Annotated in this window: 29 protein-coding genes; 12 read left to right on the top strand and 17 right to left on the bottom strand. The window is 38.4% G+C overall.

All coding sequences use genetic code 11. The annotated features are described in order from the left end of the window. Positions 1-261: 261 nt before the first annotated feature. Positions 262-603 (bottom strand): hypothetical protein, encoded by a 342-nt coding sequence (locus tag H9647_RS23470; protein ID WP_191804608.1) that lies wholly within the window; start codon positions 601-603, stop codon positions 262-264. 324 nt (positions 604-927) lie between these two features. Here H9647_RS23470 and H9647_RS23475 point away from each other — a divergent pair, with 324 nt between their 5' ends. Next, entirely contained in the window at positions 928-1,284 is a 357-nt protein-coding gene (locus tag H9647_RS23475) for an MmcQ/YjbR family DNA-binding protein (protein ID WP_191804690.1), read from the top strand. An 80-nt stretch (positions 1,285-1,364) separates the two neighbouring features. Here the strand turns inward: H9647_RS23475 and H9647_RS23480 are convergent, their stop codons facing one another. After that, complete coding sequence (locus H9647_RS23480; RefSeq protein ID WP_191804610.1) at positions 1,365-2,459, bottom strand: oxidoreductase; 1,095 nt, start codon at positions 2,457-2,459, stop codon at positions 1,365-1,367. 89 nt (positions 2,460-2,548) lie between these two features. Continuing rightward, positions 2,549-3,313, bottom strand: coding sequence for an SPL family radical SAM protein (locus tag H9647_RS23485; protein WP_191804611.1), 765 nt, complete (start codon positions 3,311-3,313; stop codon positions 2,549-2,551). Positions 3,314-3,467: 154 nt separating this feature from the next. Here H9647_RS23485 and H9647_RS23490 point away from each other — a divergent pair, with 154 nt between their 5' ends. Both H9647_RS23490 and H9647_RS23495 read left to right on the top strand, forming a co-directional pair. Next, complete coding sequence (locus H9647_RS23490) at positions 3,468-4,361, top strand: AraC family transcriptional regulator (RefSeq protein WP_191804613.1); 894 nt, start codon at positions 3,468-3,470, stop codon at positions 4,359-4,361. 21 nt (positions 4,362-4,382) lie between these two features. After that, positions 4,383-4,715 carry an MmcQ/YjbR family DNA-binding protein gene (locus H9647_RS23495; RefSeq protein ID WP_191804616.1) on the top strand — a complete coding sequence of 111 codons (333 nt, stop codon included), beginning with the start codon at positions 4,383-4,385 and terminating at the stop codon, positions 4,713-4,715. Between the two features lie 283 nt (positions 4,716-4,998). Here the strand turns inward: H9647_RS23495 and H9647_RS23500 are convergent, their stop codons facing one another. Together H9647_RS23500 and H9647_RS23505 are read right to left on the bottom strand one after the other, a co-directional pair. Beyond that, on the bottom strand, positions 4,999-5,430 hold the full coding sequence (locus H9647_RS23500) for a ParB N-terminal domain-containing protein (protein WP_191804618.1): 432 nt from the start codon (positions 5,428-5,430) through the stop codon (positions 4,999-5,001). 57 nt (positions 5,431-5,487) lie between these two features. Beyond that, positions 5,488-6,054 (bottom strand): histidine phosphatase family protein, encoded by a 567-nt coding sequence (locus H9647_RS23505; protein ID WP_191804620.1) that lies wholly within the window; start codon positions 6,052-6,054, stop codon positions 5,488-5,490. A 454-nt stretch (positions 6,055-6,508) separates the two neighbouring features. Between H9647_RS23505 and H9647_RS23510 the strand changes: the two genes are divergently transcribed. Together H9647_RS23510 and H9647_RS23515 are read left to right on the top strand one after the other, a co-directional pair. After that, positions 6,509-7,717, top strand: coding sequence for a DUF418 domain-containing protein (locus tag H9647_RS23510; protein WP_225229531.1), 1,209 nt, complete (start codon positions 6,509-6,511; stop codon positions 7,715-7,717). A gap of 218 nt (positions 7,718-7,935) precedes the next feature. Next, the gene (locus H9647_RS23515) at positions 7,936-8,595 is read left to right on the top strand and encodes a hypothetical protein (protein WP_191804622.1); all 660 of its coding nucleotides are present in this window, start codon (positions 7,936-7,938) and stop codon (positions 8,593-8,595) included. Positions 8,596-9,000: 405 nt separating this feature from the next. Here H9647_RS23515 and H9647_RS23520 read toward each other — a convergent pair whose 3' ends face one another. From H9647_RS23520 to H9647_RS23530, 3 genes are all read right to left on the bottom strand, one after another. Continuing rightward, complete coding sequence (locus tag H9647_RS23520; protein WP_191804624.1) at positions 9,001-9,405, bottom strand: hypothetical protein; 405 nt, start codon at positions 9,403-9,405, stop codon at positions 9,001-9,003. Positions 9,406-9,627: 222 nt separating this feature from the next. Next, the gene (locus H9647_RS23525; protein WP_191804627.1) at positions 9,628-10,479 is read right to left on the bottom strand and encodes an aldo/keto reductase; all 852 of its coding nucleotides are present in this window, start codon (positions 10,477-10,479) and stop codon (positions 9,628-9,630) included. A gap of 34 nt (positions 10,480-10,513) precedes the next feature. Next, the gene (locus H9647_RS23530) at positions 10,514-11,491 is read right to left on the bottom strand and encodes an aldo/keto reductase (RefSeq protein ID WP_191804629.1); all 978 of its coding nucleotides are present in this window, start codon (positions 11,489-11,491) and stop codon (positions 10,514-10,516) included. A 208-nt stretch (positions 11,492-11,699) separates the two neighbouring features. Here H9647_RS23530 and H9647_RS23535 point away from each other — a divergent pair, with 208 nt between their 5' ends. Both H9647_RS23535 and H9647_RS23540 read left to right on the top strand, forming a co-directional pair. After that, positions 11,700-12,245, top strand: a complete 546-nt coding sequence (locus tag H9647_RS23535) for a TetR/AcrR family transcriptional regulator (protein ID WP_191804694.1) — start codon at positions 11,700-11,702, stop codon at positions 12,243-12,245. Between the two features lie 108 nt (positions 12,246-12,353). After that, complete coding sequence (locus H9647_RS23540) at positions 12,354-12,776, top strand: DUF3139 domain-containing protein (protein ID WP_225229532.1); 423 nt, start codon at positions 12,354-12,356, stop codon at positions 12,774-12,776. A 272-nt stretch (positions 12,777-13,048) separates the two neighbouring features. On the opposite strand, the gene H9647_RS23545 is transcribed toward H9647_RS23540, so the two are convergent. Then, complete coding sequence (locus H9647_RS23545; RefSeq protein WP_225229538.1) at positions 13,049-14,479, bottom strand: glycerophosphodiester phosphodiesterase family protein; 1,431 nt, start codon at positions 14,477-14,479, stop codon at positions 13,049-13,051. 103 nt (positions 14,480-14,582) lie between these two features. Then, a complete protein-coding gene (locus H9647_RS23550) occupies positions 14,583-15,443 on the bottom strand; it encodes an MBL fold metallo-hydrolase (RefSeq protein WP_225229533.1) in 861 nt (286 codons plus the stop codon). 203 nt (positions 15,444-15,646) lie between these two features. On the opposite strand from H9647_RS23550, the gene H9647_RS23555 reads away from it, so the two are divergent. Continuing rightward, a complete protein-coding gene (locus H9647_RS23555; protein WP_191804634.1) occupies positions 15,647-16,816 on the top strand; it encodes a S8 family peptidase in 1,170 nt (389 codons plus the stop codon). Positions 16,817-17,158: 342 nt separating this feature from the next. Here the strand turns inward: H9647_RS23555 and H9647_RS23560 are convergent, their stop codons facing one another. After that, positions 17,159-18,160 (bottom strand): NAD(P)-dependent alcohol dehydrogenase, encoded by a 1,002-nt coding sequence (locus H9647_RS23560; RefSeq protein WP_191804636.1) that lies wholly within the window; start codon positions 18,158-18,160, stop codon positions 17,159-17,161. Between the two features lie 239 nt (positions 18,161-18,399). Between H9647_RS23560 and H9647_RS23565 the strand changes: the two genes are divergently transcribed. Continuing rightward, positions 18,400-18,903, top strand: a complete 504-nt coding sequence (locus H9647_RS23565; RefSeq protein ID WP_191804638.1) for a DUF2243 domain-containing protein — start codon at positions 18,400-18,402, stop codon at positions 18,901-18,903. 7 nt (positions 18,904-18,910) lie between these two features. Continuing rightward, positions 18,911-19,741, top strand: a complete 831-nt coding sequence (locus H9647_RS23570) for a cytochrome c oxidase assembly protein (protein WP_225229534.1) — start codon at positions 18,911-18,913, stop codon at positions 19,739-19,741. Positions 19,742-20,003: 262 nt separating this feature from the next. Here the strand turns inward: H9647_RS23570 and H9647_RS23575 are convergent, their stop codons facing one another. Both H9647_RS23575 and H9647_RS23580 read right to left on the bottom strand, forming a co-directional pair. Next, positions 20,004-20,468: a hypothetical protein gene (locus tag H9647_RS23575; protein WP_191804643.1), complete on the bottom strand. Its 465-nt coding sequence runs from the start codon at positions 20,466-20,468 to the stop codon at positions 20,004-20,006. A gap of 133 nt (positions 20,469-20,601) precedes the next feature. Next, positions 20,602-21,078 (bottom strand): NUDIX hydrolase, encoded by a 477-nt coding sequence (locus H9647_RS23580; protein WP_191804645.1) that lies wholly within the window; start codon positions 21,076-21,078, stop codon positions 20,602-20,604. Positions 21,079-21,257: 179 nt separating this feature from the next. Here H9647_RS23580 and H9647_RS23585 point away from each other — a divergent pair, with 179 nt between their 5' ends. After that, positions 21,258-21,806 (top strand): hypothetical protein, encoded by a 549-nt coding sequence (locus H9647_RS23585; RefSeq protein ID WP_191804647.1) that lies wholly within the window; start codon positions 21,258-21,260, stop codon positions 21,804-21,806. Positions 21,807-21,883: 77 nt separating this feature from the next. Here H9647_RS23585 and H9647_RS23590 read toward each other — a convergent pair whose 3' ends face one another. The 4 genes from H9647_RS23590 to H9647_RS23605 all read right to left on the bottom strand — a co-directional run bounded on the left by H9647_RS23590 (position 21,884) and on the right by H9647_RS23605 (position 25,534). Continuing rightward, entirely contained in the window at positions 21,884-22,351 is a 468-nt protein-coding gene (locus H9647_RS23590; protein WP_191804649.1) for a GNAT family N-acetyltransferase, read from the bottom strand. A gap of 395 nt (positions 22,352-22,746) precedes the next feature. Further along, on the bottom strand, positions 22,747-23,505 hold the full coding sequence (locus H9647_RS23595) for a phosphotransferase enzyme family protein (protein WP_191804651.1): 759 nt from the start codon (positions 23,503-23,505) through the stop codon (positions 22,747-22,749). 358 nt (positions 23,506-23,863) lie between these two features. Continuing rightward, positions 23,864-24,031 (bottom strand): hypothetical protein, encoded by a 168-nt coding sequence (locus tag H9647_RS23600; protein ID WP_191804653.1) that lies wholly within the window; start codon positions 24,029-24,031, stop codon positions 23,864-23,866. 27 nt (positions 24,032-24,058) lie between these two features. Beyond that, positions 24,059-25,534, bottom strand: coding sequence for a S8 family serine peptidase (locus tag H9647_RS23605; protein WP_191804655.1), 1,476 nt, complete (start codon positions 25,532-25,534; stop codon positions 24,059-24,061). Between the two features lie 499 nt (positions 25,535-26,033). Between H9647_RS23605 and pyrH the strand changes: the two genes are divergently transcribed. Continuing rightward, positions 26,034-26,771, top strand: coding sequence for a UMP kinase (pyrH, locus tag H9647_RS23610; RefSeq protein WP_191804657.1), 738 nt, complete (start codon positions 26,034-26,036; stop codon positions 26,769-26,771). Positions 26,772-26,868: the final 97 nt, after the last annotated feature.

Genomic DNA, 26,868 nt, shown 5'->3' on the forward strand with positions numbered 1-26,868 from the left:
TTAACCCTCCTTGAAGTAGATATCTCCTTATGTACTAAGTATTGCTACAGCGTTCTTCTATATAACTAATGATCCTGACACACATATGTATATATTCTCACTTCCTTAGGAGAAGGCTTGTCTCATCATTACAATGGAAATTTAACTAAGACTACTATTAATATTGTTCTAATTTTATCACATATTGGAAATAATCTGACCGTTAAATTAAAAGAAAAAGCAACCAATCGCTTGAGCGGCTGCTTATTTGTTCTTATTGAACTATCCTGTCCCGTTATATTGAAGAATTAACTGATATATTGCAATGGAAAGTCCTAAAATACTCGCTTTCATTTTAGAAGGATGATTTCTTTTGCTTCGAAACAAGTAAAAGATAACCACTAAAAATCCTAAGGGAATCCATAGCTCAAATACACCATCCCTTGTACCACGGGAGAAAATTGGAGTAATGGAAGCGCTAATCATAAAGTAAAAGAAAACCGTAAATCGTCTTGTTTCTAATTGCTTGCTCCATCTTACTAATAGGAAAATAATTAATATTGCGATCAGCGTTATGTGTAAAGGAGGTATGAGTATAGAAGCGTCCCCAAATTTGAATTCCATTCTGCTTTAGCCTCCCTTCTATTTTCCACTTTACCCAGTTAACTAAGAAACAATTGCTCATTATAAACAACGTGGAAAGATAGAAAGGGTTCCATTTTAAATTCAAAGATCCTGCGCACTTAGTCCGGTTCCTTGATCGTGAAATAGATCATAATGTATCCATTCTTGTGCTGAATCTAATTAATCAAACTCATTTCTCCTACGGTGAATTCTGTGATTTAATTCTGATCAGTAGTGGTAATAGCTAGAGATAGTCAATACTCAATATTTTATACTCAGATTTGTTACATCAATAATTGATCCACCGTATATGAAAGGAAGGATATCATGAAAAGAGAAGAAATTTTCGAACATGTTAAAGAGAAGTACAACACAACACCAGACTACCCATGGGATAAACTTCCTGATTATGCAGTTCTCCGTCATGACGAAAATGACAAGTGGTATGGTTTAATTATGAATGTAGAGAAAAATAAGCTTAACTTAGATGGAGATGACAAGGTAGATATCTTGGATATAAAGTGTAAGCCTGAGTTCGTTGGATCACTCCAAAAAGAAGAAGGATTTTTACCTGCATATCATATGAACAAAGAACATTGGATTAGTGTAGTGCTACACAAGCAAACAAAGAAAAAGATAATGGAGTTGCTTGATGAAAGCTACAAATTGACGAAAGAATAATAATTAACAAACTACCTTAAAATAAAAACAGTAGTAGTTATCGGATTTGTTTGATCCTTAACTACTACTGTTTTTGATTTTTAGAGATCTATTTCAAAATCCTTAATGGTTGCATCAGGTCTCAAAACTTTATCATCCAGTTCTGATAATGCCTCTCCACGTTGTACTTTATTTACCCAGTTATGATTAGCAAGGGCACCTTTTCCTAAGGCAACAAGATCAGCTTGATCTTGTCCAATCATATCAGATGCTTTATCGGGATCTTCAAGTTGACCGTTTGCTATAATTGGAATTCCAGAGTACTTTTTAGCTAGTTTAACAAGCGATTCACCCTGAGAAAAGGCCGGTTGCCATGCTTGATATTCAGTGATGTGAATATAATCTAACTCCGTTTTTCCTAGTTCACTAAATATCACCCTAGCATCCTCTTCTGCTCCAGACCATTTATGCAGATAATCATTAGCTTTACCTTGTGAAATTCGAATACCTACCACAAAACTAGCCCCAACTACTTCTCGAATTGCATTGGCTACTTGAACCAATAACCGAACTCGGTTTTCAGGGTTTCCCCCGTATTCATCCGTCCGCAGATTTGTATAATCAGTCAAAAACTCATCTAGTAAGTATCCGTTCGCGCCATGGATCTCTACCCCATCAAACCCTATGGCTTTTGCACGTACTGCTGAGTTTACAAAACCTTGGATAACTTCATCGATATCCGATTTTGTGGCAGCGCGTGGAGTTGAGAATGATGTTGCACCGCCATAAAAGAACAACGGATCTCCTTTAGGAAGTACCGCCGAAGGAGCAAGATTAGTAGTTTTAAAACGATTGCCTTGCGATATGGCCCCAGCGTGTTGGAGTTGAACGAAGATTAATGCACCTTCTTCATGAACAGCATCTACTACCTGTTTCCAAGCATCAGCTTGCTCTTCATTCACTAAGCCTGGCTGATTAAAATAACACTGACTGTGCACTTCATCCGTGTAAGTTCCCTCTGTAATAATAAAGCCGAAACCGCCCCTAGCAAAAGAAGCATAATACTTAGACATCTGCTCAGTAGCTAGTCCCTCCGGTGTAGCACTAGTACGCGTCAAAGGAGCAACCCCCACACGATTCTTCAATAATTTAGTCCCAATCTGTACGCTCTCAAACAATTTTTTGTGTTGTGTCATAGTAGTTGCACTCACCTTAACTAAAAATTTATTATATAGCCCAATTCACATTTGACCATTTAACATGATCGATTTTCACACTTTCCCCTTCATGGGATACTCTTCAAATGAATCTCGGGTTGATACCATCTAGAAAGCTCATTCTTTTGAAATAATAGAGGCATCCCTAAACGCTCCGATCGCTTCCCTTTTAAACCATCGCCAATGTTAAGTGAATCAATGTAAATTCGATCAACAATCCCCTTTAACTTTTCAGGGAAATCCGGGGTGAACGGTAATAGAGGAGATATGGAAGCTTGAGTTGGGACTCCTGCAGTGTGGATGTTTTTGAGACTTTTTAATCTGAGATTGATTCCAGGAGCAAAAGGTGAGAAAGTGCGTTTTATATCTTCTCGATCTGTTTCAATCGTCATAGAGACTAGTAACTCACAACGTTCCTGAAGCTTCAATAGGATATCAAGATCTCTTTCCACCAAAGGACTTCTTGTTTGGATCTGAAGGAAATCAGGCGGAGATTCAATCATCTCCCTTAATATCTTTCTTGTCATTTCTACTTTGCGTTCAATAGGCTGGTAAGGATCTGTTGCAGTAGACATAAAAATGTTAATTGATTTATTCTTCCTGCGAAGATTTTTGATTTCTTTTTTATAGTTTTCGGCAGCATTGATTTTAATGTTGATCCATTCTCCCCAGGGGATATCTTTGTACTTTTGAATCGGCATTTCTCTCACATAACAGTAGGAACATCCAAAAGCACAACCGCTATAAGGGTTAAGTGAGTGAGTAAACCCGACTGTAGACTCTCCTTTGGTTTCACTCAATATTTTTTTAGCTATCGTATTATTAATCTCCACGTTTCACCTCAGCTGCTTTTCATAATCAGTATTAAGATGGTATGATCATTTTAGGTCATTTTATATTGGGAATAAAGGCGTAATGAGGAATAAAAATGACATATATCGGACATTTCATGATTTATATAAACACAACGGAAAGGAAATGTACATTATGTTTCCCAAACCAAATGAGAAAGTAAATATAGAACCCCTGAAGTATAAACCACCATTACCATATACATATGATTTAGAAATTTTTAGCTTCTCTGACTTAAAAGAACGTACGCCCGAAGGAAGAATGTATGTACCTTATCGCTATGAATTCTATATGCTTATATGTGTAACTCAGGGAAAGTGTAATCAATGGATAGACTTCGAACCGATTTCATGTCAACCAGGGACTGTAATTGCTGTATCCCCGAGTCAAGTTCATAACTTTGGGCACGATGAGGATTGGGAAGGTTGGATCATTCTGTTTCGTTCTGAATTTCTTATTCCTGCGACTTCGACTTTTAACGAACATAAATTAGCATTTGACATGGAAAGGTTACCAAAAATTCTGACTCTAAACGATACCGAGTTATCTCGAGGGGTTGATTCAATTGTAAGAATGGCACAGGACGCATCGATTATAGGGACAGAGGATGATATTCATATGCTGTTACGGTATCAGCTTTATGCTTTTATGGCTTGGCTTAATGTTCTGCATAAACAAAAATACATTCAAGAATCAAAATCTCAAATATCACAGCGTTTCAGATCCTTTCAGAAGCTTGTGGAAAAACACTTTACTGAGTGGGGTCATGTCAGTGACTACGCTATTCATTTGAACTGCACAGAAAAAACGTTAACTCGAGCAACAATGAAGGCTACTGGGATGAGTGCCAAAGCATTTATATCTGCTCGAATTGTTCTAGAGGCAAAGAGATTGCTTGTTCATACGGATTACTCCATTAGTGAAATTTCAGAAAAACTTAACTTTAAGGAGACCACACACTTCAGTAAATTTTTCAAAAAGGAAACGGGCTGCAAACCTTCAGATTTTAGGGCCGAATTCAAACATTAAAAAGTAAACGAGGTTATCAATATGAATATAAAGGACATTGAAAAACACTGTTTGTCGTATCCAGACTCCTATGAAGACCATCCATTTGGTGACGGTTGGACAGCGATTCGACATAAGGGAAATAAAAAGATATTTGCTCTGATCTTCCGTCACAAGGATCGTTTGTGTATCAATTTAAAATGTGATCCTGATCATGCTGGAACGTTGCGAAATACATTTGAAGATGTACAACCGGGGTATCATATGAATAAAGAACACTGGAACACGGTTTATCTCGATGGCGAGTTATCAATACCTGACATTCATGATATGGTTCGTGAAAGTTATCATTTGACCGAGCCCAAGAAATCTTAATTGATACCGGTCAAAATATATTCCTGCTTCCTCCTCTTTTTTATGTTCTGAAAAAAGCTAGTATGAAAGTAAGTCCAAAGTTTTTGCAATCTCGGAGTCTATAGCAAGACTCCACCCTTCGGGGATCATTTAACGTATGATAAGCTAGTGCTTGAAATTCAAATAGTCTTTCATCATTACTCAACTCTCAGTATCCTCCTTTCCTACTCCCTTAGCTTAATCGCTTTACTAATTGGTATATCGTCCGACGAAGTTCATGACTCCTTGAGATTTCATGCCTTGTTTAATTTTTAACGATCTGCTTTAAAGCTTTTACTATATTGCATACCCCATGATCATCCCAGATTACGATATGGCATTTATCTTTTTTTAACTTTTGCAATGCACCCAGACGGTGATTCCCGTCTCTTACACTTATATATCCATTTCTGTTCTCCGCGATTAATGGAGGCATATCCCAGCCTTCTTCTAATCGATTACAAATTTGATTGATGTTATGACTCCACCAATTTTCATCTTCGATATACTCCATATCTAATTCAGGTCCAACAATCCTCTTGAGAAATCTGGTTTCCATTTCTACGGGTCCTAGCCAGTATCTTGTTTTCAATTTCAGTCCCTCTGATAATCCTACATTGCCACCTTCCCCATTCAAAAAAAGATGAACCCATGTTTCTATATCCTTCTTTGAAGCAAACTCCATTGCTGAATTCATCGTATATATCGACATAAATTTATCACTCTCTCTTTTAAAGTGTAGGATGCTTCACGGTCATTCATCTTGCATTTGGTATACCCCAGCCTCACCGAGGAAATCTTTTCTCGTCAATCCTTTTTCTCCAAGCAATATCCGATAATTCGTGATCGTACCATCATGTGAAATAATGAATGTTTTTTTATAGCTTTTCCGGGTCCACTCTAATAACTGCTTAGCATATCCTTCGAAAACATGTTGTTCGATCCTATTCATCCCTTCTTTCCAGCAATCCAAATTGAAATCAAGAATTTCAATAGATTCATAAAGCTTTATAATTTCAGTTTTAGATAGGATCTGATCACACTTTAAAAAAGGAAGTTCAGGATTCTGCGGAAACATTCTTGGACCAACAAGTGGAGATATAATGAAGTCCAAACCATTCGTTAAAATAGATGCCGTCTCAATTGTACGTTTAGTTGGACTTACAAGAATTAAATCACCAGGTTCAATTTTAATTTCATTTCGCAGCTGAGCTACTTGGAACTTGCCGTACTCTGTAAGACTAGGATGCAGAGTATTCAAACGATCTGGATAATCGTTGAGATGTTCTCCATGTCCATGCCGAATAAATATAAATTCCATTTACTGCCCCCTCCTAACATTAAAAACTGATAATAGGTATTTTATTGATTGTAAGTAGAAATCCTGGCCGTTAATTCATTCTTTCTAACCAAGGGTGGCCATTATGATATCTTACCTGCAGCATCAATGCCCTTTAAATAGCTTGATTTATAATAAAGAACGATTTCAGGGGCTAGATAAGGTACATCATCTGGCGATGATAAACGGCTTGTGAAATGATTTTTTCCACAACAAATATCCTATAGCTATTACATCACTAGACCCTGGGTTTATTTTACAGTATTTAGAAAGATAATGCCTTTATTATTGGCTTGTCCTCCATTTTTCGTACTAAATACGTGTTACACTTTTTGGAGTTTAAGAAACATTAAGGAAGGCATTAGCGTTAATTATAACGGAATGGATTTCTGAAGACAGAGGTGATCGAATTAATACATTAAAAAAACGCGTCCAATTGATCGATGGACTCCGAGGGTTCAGTCTCGCGGGTATCGTGCTCGCGAATATGCTAATTTTCCAATATGGTCAATTCGGAGGCAGCGAACCACAGTTGTTCGGAATCAAGGGGATAGATCTAGCTTTCCACTCATTCATCTCAATCACGGTAGTGGGTAGCTTCATGCCGATTTTCGCATTTATGTTCGGGTTCGGAATGATTAAACTGTCGGACAGTCTGAAATCACAGGATCTCCGTCCGAAATGTCATCTGAGCCGCCGTTTTCTGCTGCTGTTCGCATTAGGAATATTGCACTCCGTTTTTCTATGGGAGGGGGACATCCTGACGTTTTACGGCGCTACCGGTTTCTTCCTTCTACTGTTTTTAAACAGGAAACCGAAGACGCTATTGGTCTGGGCGGTATTACTACTTACCGGAGCGGGTCTCCTTGGTTTACCTGCTTCCAATCCAGTGGATCAACTGGTTTCTACGACACCGCATATGCAAAATTACATCTTGCAAAGTCAGGATGTATACAGCAGCGGTAGTTATGCGGAGATCAAGAATTTCCGTAACCATGCTGATCCGTTTGGTGAGATGGAGGCAATGGTCATCGTTTTTGCCCTGGTACTAGCTCCGCTCATGACAGTGCCGATGTTCTTACTCGGCATGCGCGCTGCCAGATTTGGGACTTTCGATGATCCACTAGCGATGAGACGTACATATTTTCGACGTACCATGTTTCTGATTCCGATCGGTCTGACATTCAAAGCGTATAGCGTACTTGCTCCGCAGCTCGGCGTGGAAGGATGGCCTGGCATGGGAATTGGGGAAACGCTCGGAGGTTCGCTGCTTGCGCTCGGTTATATCTATGCTTTTGCTCTGCTGTATACGAGAAGCCACCGCCCTGCTCTCATTGATAGGCTCGAAGCAGTCGGTCGTCTCTCATTGACAAATTACCTAGTGCAAAGTGTGATCTGTACGACGATTTATTATGGATATGGTTTTGGACTGTTTGGTCGTGCCGGTGTGTTCGTCGGTGCTGTCATCGCAGTTGCTATCTATGGTTTTCAATTATGGATTAGTCCAATCTATCTGAAGAAGTTTCGTAGTGGTCCGGTCGAACATATGCTTCGAATTTGGGTATATCTCTCGTGGAGAGGACAGCCGAGAAAGAAAAGGATTGCGCACTGGACTTCTGGGGAAAGCACGTCTAGCGTCAACTAAACCGGGTTGCGTTGCAAACCTTAAAAAGAAGTTCGTTCCCACGGAGGAGCGAGCTTCTCAAGTTCGATAGCAAGGGAAGCCCTTCCTTCTTGCTAAGTTAATAATTGCTTATGATTCAACTCTTCTCTGTATCTACTCAAAGTACGATGATACAGTAAAGTGAAACAGATCCATTTTACCAACTTAAAAACAAATATTCAGTTAGGAGGACTATTTATATGAACAAACTCAAACGGAAAGCGGCCCTTGTCTTACTTACGACAGTCTTAGTCATTGGTTGTTCTAATACATCTACGGATGCATTATCGCAAAAAAGGATTCAAGAACTCCGGAAAGACTATCCAATTTCTATGGGAACGGCAGCATCCGTAAATACTAGAGATGTTCCCTTTAACGAAATTTTAGACTTTACAGATTCAGTCATCGTTGCTGAAGTTGTCAACCAAGTTGAAGATGTTAGCGTAGAATTACCTGCAGAGTCAGGCACCCCCGAAGGCAATCTAGCTGAAAAAGATAGGGTTAGAGGAATTGAGCCTTATAAGCCGACTTTTATATCGTACGAAGTAACCGTTGATGAAGTTATTGTTGGTGATGAAGTGAAAGATACAGTAAATATTATGTATAATTCTGAGTTATCGGATATGGAGCCCCATTTAAAGTCCGGAATGAAGATTATTACAGCCGTTAAAAAAAGAGTTGGGTCACAGCAAGAAGGAAGTTATACTTTTACTCGCTATGGTACTTATTATATCGTAGATAATCATTATGTTCTTTCCGCTTTTGAAAGTGAATCAGAAGAGATTAGTAGCTTCACAAATATAACGAATGGGAGAACAATTAATAACCTAAAGAATGAAATTAAAAAACTTTGGAAATAAAAAACATTAGAGTGTTAACCCGTAGTTAAAGCTTAGAATGGGTTTTCCCCTTTTACAAAAGGAATATTAATAATATAGACGGAGGCAATAAGAAAAAGCCAAAAAGCTATAGATTTTATACGCTTCCTGAAAAAGGTGTTATGTCTATTAAAAAATAGACCACGGGTAAGGGTGTATAGAAAAAACAAAAGGTATGAGACCCCGAACCAATTCACCCATACGTTTCCTGTGTAACGAATACCACAACCTTCAAGTGTTGGTCTCAATACTTTATCAGTTACGAGGAAGCCAATTATTAAAAATCCTAATACCTCAAAAGTTGTTATAATATATGATTTCCAAACAGACAATGTGTTTCCCTCTTTCTTTTTATTGGTTTATATAAAATATGTATAATCTTCTAGGCTATTGATAGCAGATACCTATCTGCTTCCAAATACCATTTTCATACTTTATATTAGATCTTAATTCTACGTTTACATAATCCCCCCAGTACCCCATTGTAATAGAATTTTTAAGTACCGAAATCCACTGCAATGTCACAATATAATTTTCTGCTCCGAAAGAACTTTTTTCATAGATCTCTTTACAATAAAGTTGTACTTCATTATCAAATACATCAATTTTAGATAAAAAGCTTTCAAATTCTTGTTGAGATATACTTTGGATGCCATCTATTTCTATAGACCAGTCTGAATTAATGGACTCTAATACGATTACATCTTCTGACTTAACAGCTTTTTCCCATTCTATCAAAACTTCATTTTCTGAGAATCTATTAAAATTAAACAATAGGTTTCTTTTTATCATTCGGTCACTTCCTTTCCAACTCTATCTAAATTGTAACTCTCATCCCCACTCTTGAAAAGAGTAGCTCCTTTGAAAAAGGTTGATTGCATAATCAACTCAGTAATCTTTCTCACTTTATTTTCTTCTCGTATGTTCATCTCCTTATTCTTTATACTTTTCTACTTCGGGTAAATTACAAAAAGACCAAGTTCCTAAAGAGAACTTGGTCTTTTGTAACGAACATTAAATATCATATTTAACATTACCGATCCATCTTACGAAGCTAGGGTCCCTGTGTGAAAAGAACACGCTGTCCTTCGTATCGAGAGTAGCAATTTTCTTCATATCTTCTTGTTTTAATTCAAAGTCGAAAATATTAAAGTTTTCTATGATTCTCTCTTTATGAGCAGACTTTGGAATAACAACAATGTCCCTTTGTGTCAACCAACGTAGAATCACCTGAGCAACGGATTTATTATACTTTGTAGCGATGGATACTAATACTTCATTCTGGAACATATTATTTTTCCCTTCAGCAAACGGCCCCCAGGACATAATCTGAACATTATTTTCATTCATAAGCTCATGACTCTCTAATTGTTGGCAGAAAGGATGGGTTTCTACCTGATTTACTGCTGGAACAATTTCGTTATGATCTATTAGATCCACCAATCGGTCCGGATAGAAGTTGCTGACCCCAATCGCCTTAATCTTTCCTTCACGATACAATTCCTCCAATGCACGCCAAGAACCATACACATCTCCAAAAGGTTGGTGGATTAAATATAAATCAATATAGTCCACTTGAAGTCTTTTCAAAGATTTTGCAAAAGCTTTCTTTGTATTCTCATAACCTGCATCCTGAATCCAAAGTTTCGTTGTGATAAATATTTCTTCTCTTGGGATTCCGCTTCGTTTCACAGCTTTTCCCACTGCTTCTTCATTCATATAAGCTGCCGCGGTATCAATCAAGCGATAGCCCGTGATAAGAGCATCGTATACAGCTTGTTCACATTGCTCTGGATCTTCTATTTGAAAAACACCAAATCCGAGAATAGGCATCTCAACACCATTGTTTAAAATTACGTTTTGCATATAAATCCTCCTATATTGCTAAAATCCCCTAAATTTAATTATGACCAACGATCCGATGAGGTACATACTCTTCTTCCAAGGAAGTGATTTCTTCCGATGTTAACCTAATCGAGATAGCAGCTACTGCATCCTCTAGATGAGATATTTTCGTCGCGCCGACAATAGGAGCGGTTACTGGTTCTTTTTGCAATAACCAAGCAAGTGCAATTTGAGAGCGTGAAACATCGTATTTTTCTGCGATAGATCCTACACGATCAATGATTACTCGATCCGTATCAGCGGTGGCATCGTATTTCTGTTTTGCAATTTGATCGGTTTCCGAACGATGTGTCTTTTCCACCGGATCCTTTGTCAATCTTCCACCCGCAAGCGGACTGTATGGGATAACACCAATTTTTTCAGCTTTACAGAGTGGCAGCATCTCCCTCTCTTCTTCGCGGTATATAAGGTTTAAATGATTCTGCATAGATATAAACCGGGTCCATCCATTTCTTTCTGCAACATGTAGAGCTTGTTGAAACTGCCAAGCGTACATGGCGGAAGCACCAATGTATCTTACTTTTCCTGCCTTCACCACATCATGTAAAGCTTCCATCGTCTCTTCGATAGGAGTATCATAATCCCAGCGATGAATCTGGTACAAATCTACATAATCAGTTTGTAATCGTGCCAGACTTTTATCTATCTCACTCATTATCGCTTTTCGAGAAAGACCGGCGCCATTCGGACCTTCATGCATCCGGCCATGAATTTTGGTTGAAATGACAACCTCATCCCGATTTGCGAAGTCATTTAATGCCCTTCCGACAATCTCCTCGCTCACGCCGTTTGAATAGACATTTGCTGTATCAAAAAAGTTAATCCCTAACTCCAGTGCTTTTCTAATTACCGGACGGGACTGCTTCTCATCGAGCACCCATTTATGCACCCAGTTCACATCACCGAAGCCCATACATCCAAGACATATCCGAGAAACATCCATACCCGTGTTTCCGAGTTTTGCATATTCCATTTGATCACGCTCTCTTTCGTAAAGTTATTAGCTTCGTAATGAATTTAAATAACCACTCTACAATCTCTACAATGATGGATTATTCCCCACATGTGTATTATTATGTTCTTACAACCGTTCTGCAACGGCCAAATAAAACGGATTTGCGGAATAAGTAACAAAAGCTAATCTATTGTGGAATATTTTATTGAAAGTTGGTGTCACACGTATGCGTAAAGTGGATCGACGAATACTCAAAACTCGGGAAGCGATAAAAAATGCGGTTATTGAATTGATGACAGAGAAAAATAATTTTGATCAGATCACTGTTCAGAATATCTCTGACAGAGCAAATGTAGATCGCAAAACTTTTTATCATCACTATAAGGATAAATTTGATTTGTTGGATAAGCTCATCGAAGAGCATATTAATGAACTTCGAGCGATCTGTGAAAATGATTCTAATTCATCTGAAGGAGATTTCAGTTGGTTTGAGTATTTTGCAGAAAAATACTCCTTTTTTTCAGTAATGCTTGCTAGCAAAGGAGCTCCCTTCTTTCGTAGTAGGTTTCTTGAATTTGTAATCGAAGATATACGCAGTGGATGGGATATGACCGAAGGGAAAGAAAGTGGAGTAAAAGAGGAGCTTCTTGTACAATTTTTCGCACCCGGATATGTAGGACTGGTGGAATGGTGGTTTACAAATGGAATGCCGTATCCACCACAGGTTATGGAAGAACAAGTAGGGATTATGTTAGAGAACAATCTGTCATAGTTCTCAGGAAAGTGCAGATTTACAACGATAGTTATTTTTTTGATACGTGGTCTTATAAAACAGTGTTTGACGACGTACCAATAGGCTGAAGAAGGAAGTGTTATAGGTTTGTTAACTAAAAAGAATGTTTTACGTATAATTTCAGGTATTATCCTCATGGGAGTCTTAGGAATATTATCGTTTATCTTTGTTACGCTCTATCTTCTCAATAATGGAAATCCTTATCATAATTATCTAATTAATAAGTATATTCCAGCTCATTTGGAGCAATTAGGCTATACGGATGATGACATAGTAGAGCAACACATGATAGCTCCAAAACACGGGGTCAATCAGAGTGTCTATCATGCGCATTATTTGGTGAATTTCAAAGATGAACCTCAATTGGAGTATTTATATGGTTTAACAAAAAAGGGAAAAAATGTTGTGCAATTCTGTGAGAAAAGAGGTACTCATTATAAAGATGATACAATCGAAAAAACCAAGCATAGTGAAAGTGAATGTATAGGATATTTAGACAATAGAAATTAAATACAAGTGATCCGATTAACTTCCATCCATATCTTGTTCTCGTAATGTGGAGTAAAGGATATAAGTCTTTCCTGAACTCTGGATAAGGCTTATATCCTAAAAAAAAGAAAAGTCACCATAAGGCGACTTCGCATGCGATTTTATCCACTCTGATCTGACATAAGTATAAATAATGACTTGATTTTTTCGTTGTAAAGCCTCCCCTTACTCGATTCGCTACCTACTCCCTCTTCTTTTTAACTACATCCAACAATAGAGATTTCTTTCAATATTTATTTTATATCGCTTGGAATCAGTTGGTCTGTCATGACCCCAATAACACCTTGCTTTTGATAATCTTTGACCTTATCAACGTCATTAAAGGTATGCATATATGTTTTGATACCCGCTTTGGCAAGTCGATCAACAAATGCTTTGCTATATCGATTTTCATCCATCATCACAACGCCGAGCTTATTATCCTTTGCATACTGCAAAACACGGTCGTCATCATAATCATTGATATACAGAGAGTAGATGTAGTTTGTAAATGGATGAATCTCATCCACTGCTTTATGCATATTTTCTGTGTAAATCTGAGGAATGATTCGATCTAACACGGAAGGATCGACAGACCTGGCAGAAGCAACCAGCTGACTAAACTGCTTCTTGACCTCTTCAGAATTTGCTGTTTTAGTGTCTGTTACGATATACATATCAGGGTACTGGGATAGAATCACAAGCATTTGTTCCGCGGTCATTGGCGTATACTTTTTATTAATCGGCAGACTTAAAAACTCATCTAGACTCAGTGGCTTATTAAATTTATCTTTAGATACTTCTTGATAAAGTTTTCCATACAGATCCTCGTACCAGTCATGGCGACCAATCAGCACTCCATCGGAAGTGGTGATGAGGTCCATTTCAAATACGCGATGGCCATTATCGTAGCTGGTGATCAGCGCATCGATGGAGTTAGTATGGCTGTATCCATCAATGGCACCTAAAGCATGAGCAATTAAAGTATAATGATCGGCCCAGGCATTTGGTGTATTGGCAAAAAGCATATCTTCGGTTTCTGCATTCTCCACCCCTGGCTTGTGATCAATAATTTCCTCAAGGTTATCTTGATTTAAAATATAGTCAGAGATCTTAATGCTATTTTTTGCTTCACGGTATGGTGCAATACAGAGATTAACCTCAACTGCTGATCCTGTTTTTCGATCATAACAAGTACCATTCTCAAACACACCATCACCCATACTGAGATAGAAATACTCATTATTCACAACCGATCCTGATGGGATGTGGGTACGGAAAGCCGCATAACTCTTAGCGTTCAGTAAATCATGACCAAGATAAAAAGTTTCCTTTTTGTTCAGTCCCAGAAGATTGATAAGTGTAGGATAAAGATCCATTTGTCCTCCCGTATTATCAATAACACCTGCATCTTCCCCTTTTGGCAGGCGAACAATGAAAGGAACTTTAAACAGCTCAGACGACTCATATACGTTTGGTTTTGTATCTTTGCCTAGTAACTTATACATATCGTCGGCATGAAGCCCTGGAGCAAAATGATCACCATAGACGACAATAATGGATTTATCAAGAATCCCATCTTCCTCAAGCTTATCTAGAAAACCACCTAGTGCACGATCTGCATAGTTTTGTGCTTGGAGATAATTCTCAAAGATCGATTCAAATTGCCCAGATGCAATCTTCAGACCTTTCTTTTCATCATGGAAAAAGCAGCCGTCATAATTGACCGCTGCTTTTCAATTTAAGAAGTAGCTACCGTTTTCCTAGTAACTCATTCAAACCCAGGGACTAATTTTCGTTTATTCTTCGCAGTTCAAATGCTTCGCCTGGTGCCAATACATGTATACGTTTCGGATTTACAACGCGTCCTTCCAGTGATTTGGGATCACCGTTAAATGCCTCCATATCAGGAGCATCCACACTTCCCCAGTGTGACAAAATTAAATTAGTGTCCGGGTAGGCATTTGCTAATTTGATAGCATTGTCCAACCCTATATGCCATGATTGATCAGAAAAGTCAAAGAGTATTGCATCAGGTATTGGCATGTGAAGTTGTTCATCCAGTAGCCGGGAATCACCAACTACCCATATAGAGCCATCGGGAGTATTTATATAAAAACCGCAACAGTCTTCAAATTGAAAGACACGATTTTGATCCTTCAGCTCATTTTGCCATGCATGGTCGGCGGCTGTTAATTTAACATGAATATGATCAATATCAAAAGTGTCATAAATATCATGACCACAACCGCCATTAATCTGTTCTTCCGTCATTAATTCGGCAACATAATTTGTCGTATGATAAGTATCGCATACCGCATTCAGTGCACTGCATGTCTCACGACTAAAATGATCATTATCGGAATGAGTAATTAATATCGAATCCAGATGAGGAACATCTGGGGGAGTAATAGGCATATCAATTAATAAGGGCATATCAAAACCAATTAATACAGGATCGATCATAATGCATGTTCCGTGGCTATTCATAAACAATCCTGAATTTCCTAACCAGCGAATGGTTGTATTTTCCGTTTTCTCAAAAGCTTCTTTTCCAAATGGTTGTGTTTTTGGTGCTGTAGCTTGTCCTTTATTTTCCTTCAAGTCTATTACCTGCCTTTCTTGTTTTCCAGATGGTGTATAAATCAAATTACAAATAGTTGAGAAACTCATTTCTTTTGTTCAGTTTATCTCAATTCGAAATGAAAATCATACTAAAAGCTTAATAAATATGTGGTGCACTTTTTTTGGTGGTAACGAATTCATCATATTCATAAGAAGTCCAAGCTGTTTTACACCCTTATCCATACAATATTCCGAATCTACTAGATATTACTAGAGGAGGAGTATGGATGTTGTTATGGTTAGGGCTTTCTATCGCTACCCCCGTCTTGTTCACTATTATTCTCTATCGTTATTTGGATAAAAGGGCTGATCGCAAGTTCCACCCTCATGCCCAAAACGAGCTTATCATCAAATTTATTGATGGAACATCACAGGAGGATATGGATGCACTTTACAAAAAAACAAAATGCACAATTAAGGAGTCCTACGATGATTTAGGTTTTCATCGGATTACTTCAGATCGTAAAATGCGCAGAATGCTTAAGCTCTATTCAAAAAGCAAACTGATCAAATTTGCAGAGCCTAATCATGAGTATAAAGCATTTTTTACTCCAAACGACCCGTTCTTCCCAGGTTATCAGTATGGGCCGCAAAGAGTTATAGCTCCTGCTGCCTGGGATATTACGCAAAGTTCCGCGAATATCAGGATCGCGATTGTAGATACAGGTGTTCAGCCGGATCACCCGGAACTTGCAGGAAAGCTGCTAACTGGGTACGACTATGTGGATTGGGACCCGAATCCAAGTGATGGTAACGGACACGGAACACATGTGGCAGGGATTGCCGCTGCTGCTACAAATAACGGAGTTGGTATTGCAGGTATGGCTCCCTTTGCCTCTATTATCCCTATACGTTCGCTAGATAATAACGGGAATGGTTTGTTGTCGAGCGTGGCTAATGGTATCGTCTATGCTGCTAATAATGGAGCGCATGTCGTTAACCTGAGTCTGGGTTCGCTAGCGAATGATTCATTTCTTCAAGCAGCTGTACAGTATGCATGGGACCGAGGTGCAGTTGTTATCGCGTCTGCAGGTAATAGCAATTCGTCCACCCCTGTTTATCCCGCCTATCTTCCCGGTGTCGTTTCCGTTGCATCAACGAATTCTTCGGATGTTAAATCAACCTTCTCCAACTACGGCGCATGGGTTGATGTTGCTGCTCCTGGAGAACAAATCTTATCTACCTACGTGGGAACCAGCTATGCTTACTTAAGCGGAACATCGATGGCGGCTCCACACGTCTCAGGATTAGCAGCACTCCTTGCATCTCAAGGTAGAACCAATACCAATGTAAGAGATTGTATTGTTTTCACCTGCGATCCGATACCAGGAACGGGAACCTATTGGACGCAGGGTCGAATAAATGCACTTCGAGCCGTGCAGCAGCCAGTTCTTTAGGTCAAATGATAACCGCTCAGGAGCATCCAACAAGCAAAAGTGATGAGTAAGCTTTTGCAATTTATTGAGAATGAATTAACTTATTAAGATCAATCTCTGTATTATCGCCTCTTCTTCACATAATCGTATTGATCTAGACCTCTACCATATGAAGATCTTCAGTAGAGGTCTTAAAAATCCCGCCCTTGTTCAATTGAAAAACTATTTAATTCTTCTCTTGGCTGATGTATAACCACCAATGATTCGAGGGAACAGATCGGTGCAACTTCATTCACGTCACTGTACTATGTTTTTTCAACGAGAGAGCAAGGAGCATTTATCTATAGTCAGGTGGTATTTTCCTTAAAACAGGCCTGGATGATAGGTTTCATCTTCCGGTTTTATGCTTATAATGACCTTCCCGATTGCATGGCCTTCTCCAAAATACTCCAGGGCCTGTGCTGCATTTTGTAAAGAATAACTCTTATCAATGACAGGCTTCACTTGGCCTGTTTCAACTAAGGTCTTCCATATCAACTGATCATCGTGATTAGGCTTATGTATGAGTATTCCCCCTTTCTTTTTATCAATCTTAGACATGAGCGGTGCTGCTAATAGAGTCTGGAGAATTCGAGTCGTAGAACCACCAACCATTACATATCTCCCACCTGTTTTAAGTACACGCTTGATTTGAGTGACAGATTGCTTTCCTACAACGTCGAGGATGAGGTCGTAATGTTTATCCTGAGCAGTAAAATTTTCTTTCATATAATCGACGACATGATCAGCTCCGATGGAAAGCAGTGTTTCTAACTTTTTAGTATGATCTACACCGGTTACTTCTGCTTCAAGCCATTTAGCATATTGGATGGCAAACGTCCCCACCCCACCACCTGCCCCATTTATAAGAACATGCTCCCCTTTTTGCAGGTGTCCTTTATTACGTAGACCTTGTAAAGCTAAAACGGCTGCCTGTGGAATGGCTGCGGCCTGCGAAAAGCTGATTGATTCAGGCTTTGGCGTTAACGCTTCCTCGCTGGCACAAACATACTCTGCAAATCCACCCCAGCCACATGAAGAAAGATCTCCGAACACCTCGTCTCCTGGTTTACATCGTTTGACGTGCATTCCCACCGAAATGACCCTTCCTGCTACGTCAGCCCCTAGAATTCTATATCGGGGGTGACGCAGGGCACCTATACGGTTCATAAATGGTTTCCCTCGAAGGAGGTCCCAATCCCAGGAATTCACCGAAGCGGCGTGGACCTCGATCAAGACTTCGTTGTCCTTAGGCTTCGGGATTTCTACTTTTTCTAACCGGAGGACTTCTGGTGTTCCGTAGAAATCATACACCATTGCGTCCATTGAATTAATACACTCCTTCTTGGTTGACCCAGTAGGAAACATAATTCCGCTCATCATCATTCTCCATTCGCATAAGAAAATTGACTAGTTGATAGTCTCACGCGCTGATCTCTCAACCGTATGACTCTAAATTCTTCAATGACTTTATATGTGGTTTACTGTATTTCTTTGAGGGTAAGACTATCAATAGATGTATGAAGAATTCAAGCATAACTAATATGTAAAAAAGGGGTTCAATCATGGGGAATGAGAAAATAAGGATAAATAGTTCTACCGGACATAATTACTCGTCCCGTAATTTATGGTCAGGAATTTTATTCGGCTTCGGTGTCATAGCTTTTATAGATGAGGTGGTGTTCCACCAACTTTTGCACTGGCACCACTTTTATGATAAGTCCACCAGCGACATTGGCCTTGTATCCGACGGCTTATTCCATGCCTTTAGTTTCTTTGCAACCATAGGATCTTCATTCATGCTCGCTGACCTTAGACGACGAGATTCTTTCTCGCCACGCAGGTGGATTGGAGGGATTCTGCTAGGGGCAGGTTCTTTCCAACTTTATGACGGTATTATTCAGCATAAGATTATGCGATTACACCAGATTCGTTATCATGTTGATATTATCCCATATGATTTGGTATGGAATATTTCAGCCCTCGTTTTATTAATTGTCGGAATTGTTATTACGATACATACGAGTCCGAAACGAATGCCTTCGGAAGGAAAAGTTTATTATGACTAACCACCATATGAGTCATTCACATAGCGGTACCCTCGACTTAGGTTCATCTTTATTTATTCCGGTCTTAATTACTGTAACAGCATTCGCACTATATTTTTATGCTGCCTGGTCTTCTAATCGGCGCTGCAGGCAGTGGCCAACTTATCGCTATGCTTGCTTCATAATCGGTGTATTGTGCTCGGCGTCAGCCGTTACAGGTCCGCTCGCTGATTGGGCACATCTAGACTTTAGGGCACATATGCTGGGCCATTTGCTCTTAGGTATGTTAGGACCACTGCTCATCGTCTTGTCTTCGCCACTCACTCTTGCTCTTCGGACAATGAAAGTATACTGGGCAAGACGAGTCACCCGATTGCTAAGATCCAGACCCTTATTATTAATAACCCATCCCATATCAGCAGCCATTCTTAATATCGGTGGACTGTGGCTAATATACGGTACGGGTCTCTATACTGCGATGCAATATAGTATGCTTATTCATACTTTGGTTCACTTTCATGTCTTTGCTGCTGGTTACCTCTTTACGGCTTCCATGATCTATACGGAACCTATCCCGCATCGCACTAGCTATACCTTCCGGTCTCTTACGATGATCGTGGCCTTTGCAGGTCACGGAATATTATCGAAGAGGATTTATGCAAATCCTCCTGAAGGAATCCCTCTAGATCAAGGCCAAACTGGTGGTTTATTAATGTATTATGGGGGTGATTTGATCGATCTTGTTTTAATTTTCATATTCTGTCTTCAATGGTATCGGTCTTTCCATCCTACTTTCGTTACTCATTCCTCTAAACGAAAAAGCGAGATATTCGAAGGGGATCGGAATGGGTTGTTTTGAGTTTAGAAAAACGGACAATTACTCAGTGATATGGAGGGTGTATTTATAATATATGCAGTATATTCTGAAACAGAAGAAATGAGACGATATACGAATACAGCGGCAGCTGGTTACTAACCGGCTGCCGCTGTATTATGGAGTTGTGAGCTCGAGTTCGTACTTAATCCTCACGATTAAAGATGTAATAGCAACTTTTCAGATCCTAATTAATGAACGAGCCTCCTCAAATTCGGCTGGTGGATCGTTTAATTGAATCTCTTTTTTAAGGCCACCTAGTGTCAGAACTTATCAGAACAACTTGTCCCTTGGGTAGGCCTGATCCACCGTAAATATTCACTGTATAAGCACCTGAAGGAACAGGTGGCATATTATCATTGTTTATAAATTCTACTGTTTCACCTGCTTCAACTGTTTCATTAAAAATAATAGTATTCTTACTGTTGTGCTTTACTTCAATTCTAAAAGGCTGTGCACCTGTATTTTTTGCATCAAGTTTTATATAGGGATATCCAATTGACACAAAATAATCGGTTACAGGGTCCACGGTATCACGCTCTAAAACCCAATTTAATATATCTTTGAGTGAATAAGGGCTAACTTCATTGATTTCATTGCCTTCTTCGGGACTAACATCGTCATTACTTGCCAAAGAAAAACTAGCAATTCCAGTTATAAGGGAGATAGACAATACAGTTGTTCCAATCATCTTTATGATTTTATTCTTCATTCATTTAACATTCCTTTCAGGTAATCATGCAAAAAGAATCATAACATGACAAAATGCATACGACCAAAACCGTCAACATAATGCATATAACGACATTTATAGAACATGAGGGACGATATTTATCTCTTAAAGACTACATTCCTATACGTAAAAATTCCATAGGAGAGTTTCTTACAAAATGTTTCTCGATAAATGTAAGAACGTCATCATTACCGGGTATACTAACTCTTTCTATGGCTTCAGTAAATGTCAACCATTCGTAATCACTATGTTCATTGTTTAAAATCACTTCTTGATCATCATCCACATATCCCACAAATACCGGCGCAACATAAATGTAATTTTCTTTTGCAGAGTAGAATTGATCGAACTTATTTGAAGTAAAAAGGGAAACATTTGTAATACCTGTCTCTTCACGAATTTCTCTTAGCGCAGTCTCCCAGGCTTTTTCCCCTTCTTCAATACCGCCGCCAATATAACACCAAATATCTCGTAATACAGAAGTAGCTCGCTTTAATAACAGCACTTTGTAACCACAGGGTGTGTTTTTAAGTAGTACTACTGCAACGCCTTTACATCTCAAAGGAACTTCATGTTGTACTCTGTTCATAATGTGGCTCTCCAATTCCTACTTCTAATATAAAAGGTGATTATTGTATATTTTGCTGGTACACTTTAAGAATAAATTATAGCTCTAATAAGAGCCATTAAATGGCCGATATAAATAGAGAAATCGCATTCATAAATGTTATTTTAAAGCATAAACAACCGTATTGTGAGGTTATAATCATGATCAAAAATATGATCCATGCGACTATAAAAAATATATGGAAACACAGCATTTCTAAGGATTATGACCAACATTACCTATTAAGAGAAGATTCTTTAAAGAACGCTTTTTATTTTCATCTTCGCTCATCACTTGCTAATATTCTAACCGAGCAAAATATAAGAATTTATACGGAATTGCATTATAGAGACATGATTTCTCCTAATAGCAGAGCAGATCTTGCTGTGGTAAAACTGAACGCTACGAATGAAATTCAGGAAGTATTAGCTGTTATAGAATTTAAATATAAAAAAGCCAATGTACATGAACGATATTATCAAGATGATGTAAGAAAGGTCATCAACATAATTAAGTTGTCTCCCCACGCGATTTACGATAATACATACTTTTATCTGGCATCACTAAACGAGACAGATTACGAACCAATTCACTCTGAACACCTTTCATATACTACCGAAGAAGAAAGAATATCAGGTGCAGGGCGTATTACAGAATTACTTGGCTATCGGGAAAATGGAGTGTCCACTTGGTATAGTATTGATCACTAAGCCCAGTTTCGTAATGTTAACGTCTAGAGTAAGCTCGTTATCTCTTTTCCCGACACAGTAAGCCTAATCTGTCACGACTACAGGACAAACTCAGCGTATACTTCACCCGAAGGATGGGTATTCCCTGTCTCAACAAAGCCTAGTGATGAATATAAATTTTTGGATACTACATTTTCAGGTTTATATGTAAGTTCAACGACCCTAGCTTTTCCATGAGGAGATGATTTTGAAAATTCTATCGCTTTTACCATAGCCTCTTTACCATACCCTTTGCCTTGGTATCGCTTATCAATCATAAACTTAAAAACTCCATAGCTGCTGTATTCAAAATTTCCATCACCATCGTCATAATACATGCTTATAAAACCGACCATTTTTTCGTCTTTATAAATCGCAAATGTAATAATGACCTGTCCTTCTTTTGAGGCAATATAAGCTTCTGCGAGTGCATGTTGATTAGAAGAGATAAAGCGTTTCTGTTCCTCTGTAACTTGTAGCTCAATACATTCAATATAGTTATCCCACGTTATTTCTCTAAATTCCATTAATCGATCCCTCCCTAAAAAATATCCGATATCTATAAGAGTTCCATTTATATTGGTAGTATCCTCTCCATAAGCTTAATAATTTTCATTTCGTAATGATTTCAGCATCAGAATCGAACTGATTCAAAAATACACTTCTATATTTAATGTTTTCTGTAAGTTCAATAGAAAGCACTCTTACAATCGTGAAAAATCCATGTCAATATAGGGAGTGTTATTTAGTAAGTTGGAATAATAGAAGCGACGAGCTTGTTCATCCCATTCACTCCAATCTGGAGCATTAAAATCTCTGCTTCTATACAGTGCAGATAGAACTCTGGCTTGCCTTAAGTCAATAAATAAAGGTATTTTCTTTAACCATACGGGACTAATCGTATTTTCTTTGCAATAGCCGTTCAAGAAGTTGGAAAAAAACGTTTTGTAATCTCCTTTCTTGCCTCTCCCTCCACTACCCATGGAATCGGTATTTCGTAAAATAATGGTGTAGCTATATCAGATACAAACCAGTTATATTCCACCTCGTCAAAGTCGATAATATGAGCCTTCTCTCCATCATTTAGATAATTACCGCTACTAATATCCCCATGAATAAGTCCGTATGTATCTTTATCCTTAGTAAGAGAGCTAACTTCCCCAATCAAACGATCGAAGCTGTTATGTAATTCTGACGGACAATATTTTTTAAATGAGGCTAGTAAAGCATTATCATTCCATTCATAACGTAAGTGCTTTGGAGTATAGTGATGAGAAAACTTGTGAATTTTACCAACAAATTGACCTATATTCTCATAAAAAGTATTGCTATCCTCCGCAATTTTCGCATTTCTGCCAGCGACTTTTTCGAAAGCAGTCACAACGAAAGCATCATCAATAACATGAATAAGCTCCCCAGTTAAAGACTGAATCGGTTTCGCTACTTTTACATTGGAATCAGCCAAAAACATGATGAACTCTAATTCCGCTTTCGTTAATAATTCATCTCGATGAGAGATATGAGCAATCCTTAGTATAACTTCTTGCTCTCCAGCCACCCCAGAATAAACAAAATTCTGAAACCCATTTAATTTGATCAATGAGTCTTCACGAACTCCATATTGTTCCGCTGCTTGTTTCAGTATATCTTGTTTGAATAGCTGTTTAATCTTCTTATCCATAGTATTAAAGATCACACTCCAAAGGTAGATTGATATTATTCTAATAGAAATCAAGTGATCTCTGTAAATAAAAAATAATTTTAATTAAACTATCCCGTCCCTTTGGTAATGAAAATACAGCCGGTCTTTAAGCGGTTTCATTTTGTTGTTAGCTAATAGATGGTCACATCTAGTTCCGTCCGATTAAGATAAGCGAACCGAATCTATGAATTTGGTATGAATTCCCCCGAAAGTCAATGAATCAGACTCTAAATTTCATATCCATTCTTATTGGCTGATTATAACTCCCTTCTTTCGTCCAAATCGTATCCTTTATAGATAACTTTCTTATTATCATTCAACTGTACTACCCGTTGGCTCAAAAGAAAAAAACAGCCGGATTTTTAATTGGCTGCTTACTTGCTCTTATTGAGCTATCGTTTCCCGTTAGCGTAATGACCTCACCTGTACGGTTCACCGTAATATACCCAAGCACATAGTACATTTTGATCGTAGGGTATACATATGTATTTAATGATAAAACCACAACCACTCCTAATAATGGAGTGGTTTCTTATTTAACCTGGGTTTCAATATCCACTTTGTATTTTTCATACCATTCATAAATCGGCAACGCCTTGTCGAATATTGAATCTGGGTCATAAGTTTTTTCCAGTTTAGGGAATTCTGGAAACTTATCTAAGTATCCATTAACACACCAACGGACAGTCCAATTCAAATCTGTAGCCCAGGTAATCCAGAAGTCTACCTCATTTTTCGTTGCATCTTGTAATAATCCATACGCATACCAACCACGCACCCCACCTTCTTTCTCTTTACTTAAATTTTCCCAATATAACTTACGCTCATTAGCATCTTTTGGTTTTTGCAAAGCCCAAATAGCGATTTTTCTTACCACAGGCGAATCATCATGTGCAAATTCCCATAACTCTTCACGACTACATCGTTCTTGTTTAACCAATATTGAGAAGGCTAGTCCTCTCTCTATGGGGTCATTCGAAATAATTGATATGTATGGATCTTGAATATCAATTGGGGAAAAATGGTGTGGAACACCTCTTTTTTGGTAGCCATCGTTAAGTGCTTTAATTACATTCGAAACATTAACCCTTGGTGCTAGGTTATCATAGCCAACTAAAGGGATTCCAAAATCAACTAACGCATTTCGTAATGTGTCTATCTGGAGATTAGGGTATTTAGAAAGTAAATATGCGCATACCCCTGTTACAAGCGTGGATGCCCCAGAAGTTCCCCAAAAATACGATAATTCATTAGGTTTCTCCAGTGTTTCACAATAAGGAATTGGTAAGTAAACTCTTGGCGCTAAAACATCTGGTCTAATATGTCCATCGCCATTCCTTCCCCACGGCTCATCTGGATAAGTAGAATGAACATCTATTTGTACAGAGCCATGATCGTTATAGCCACCAACCGCTAAGTATTCTATTGGGGGCATTATGTTTGCTAGCCTTGTATTACCGTTAGCACAAATTACAAGGGTTCCACTCTTAACAGCTGAAGCTAGTGCCTTAACTGTAGAGTTCTCATTTGTGTTTTTTAACAAAACTGAATTATCTAATGCGTGCCAACCCATACTTAGAATTATTTTTATGTTCCATTCTTGTCTTCGTTCAAGAATATAGTCTATACCACGTTTTAGACGTTCTCCTTCACCCTCGCTAAAAGCTAGATGATTGAGAACTATAAAATTTGATGCAGGTGATAAACCTGTATATTTTATTCCTTCAAATTCAAAAGGCTCATGGGATAACGCTAGTACAGCCATTAGTCCATGTTCACCTTTGTCACCATCCGAATCATTAGGCTCTTCAAAGGCAATCTCTCGACACTCTACTGATAAATCGTTTTGAACTGAAATATATTTTATACGTGACCCCAAATGACGAATTGTATTATGTGGTCTTATCGTATCAATTATTACAATACCAATATCTTTACCTGCATCCTGTTCAGGTGGGTTAGAAAAGCCAAGTCGTGACCATGTCGGCTCATGTAATTTCTGTTGCAATGTATCCTCATCCCCTCTAAGTATCTATAAAATCGGTCTTGAAAATTAGTATAAACTCAGTATATCGCACTATATTTTGGAATATTGATCTTCAACGTTATCGCTTACATTTTATTTTCAAGTTGCTGGCTTGGTGTGCTATAGCCCATTCGAAAAGCACTAATCACTCTTTTGATATAAACCACCACCCCTCTTCCTTCATCAGGAATACATCTAAAAACCCTTTTACGGTTCTTTTAAGCCGCCCCCCCATATGGTTTAGAGCAATATTTCCATACCCAAGCGATACGCTAACAAGTAAAATATGTAGGTTATGGTAATTGCAGTTTACCTTCACGTAATGTAAAATTACTTTATGGAAAAAACATGAAGGAGTGGGAGTATGAGGTGGACACGGAAGACTTACATTCAGTCGACTTACGTAATTTCATATTTCCATTCCATTAGGACACTAAAGCATTTATTGCTTTAGTGTTTTTATTTTATGGGGGTGTAATAATTGTCAAGGTACAAAAGGGTTCTCGTTAAGCTAAGTGGTGGAGCAGTAGCAGGAAACTCTGAATTTGGTTTTGAACCAGAAAGGTTAGACCATATTGCGGATGAAATTATGTCAGTAGTAAATTTAGGCGTTGAAGTATCGTTAGTTATAGGTGGGGGTAACATTTTCAGAGGTAATATGGCGGAAAGCTGGGGGATAGAAAGGGCAGAAGCTGATAATATTGGGACGCTTGCGACTGTAGTAAATAGTTTAATGCTTCGTGGAGTTCTTAAAGCCAAGATCAAAAAGGAAGTACGAGTAATGACGGCAATACCTATTACTTCAGTTGCAGAACCATACATCCGTCTAAGAGCAATCCACCATCTAGAAAAAGGCTGTATTGTAATTTTTGCAGGGGGGAACGGTCAACCTTACGTTACAACAGACTATCCTTCAGTACAAAGAGCCATCGAGGTTAATTGTGACGCTTTATTAGTTGCAAAGCAAGGAGTTGATGGTGTTCTTAATGCAGACCCTAAATTCGATAAAGATGCAAGGAAATTTCGTTCGCTTCATTACAACGACGTTTTAAAACACAACTTAAAGGTAATGGACCAATCAGCTTTCATTTTAGCAAGAGACTACAATTTGCCAATGCATGTGTTTAACTTCGATAAACCAGGCTCGATGAAAGAAATTTGTGAAGGTAAGAATAACGGTACGATAATTAGTGGCGAATCAGTTTCAGAGTTGGAATGAAATATGTTAGAAATACTACTCTCCCTTGATTTAGCGGAACGATAGTTCCATAAAAGAAAAGTTATAAACACAAACCCACTACATTGGCGGAGTATGT

This window comes from Paenibacillus gallinarum (genome assembly GCF_014836635.1).
Lineage (GTDB): Bacteria > Bacillota > Bacilli > Paenibacillales > Paenibacillaceae > Paenibacillus > Paenibacillus gallinarum.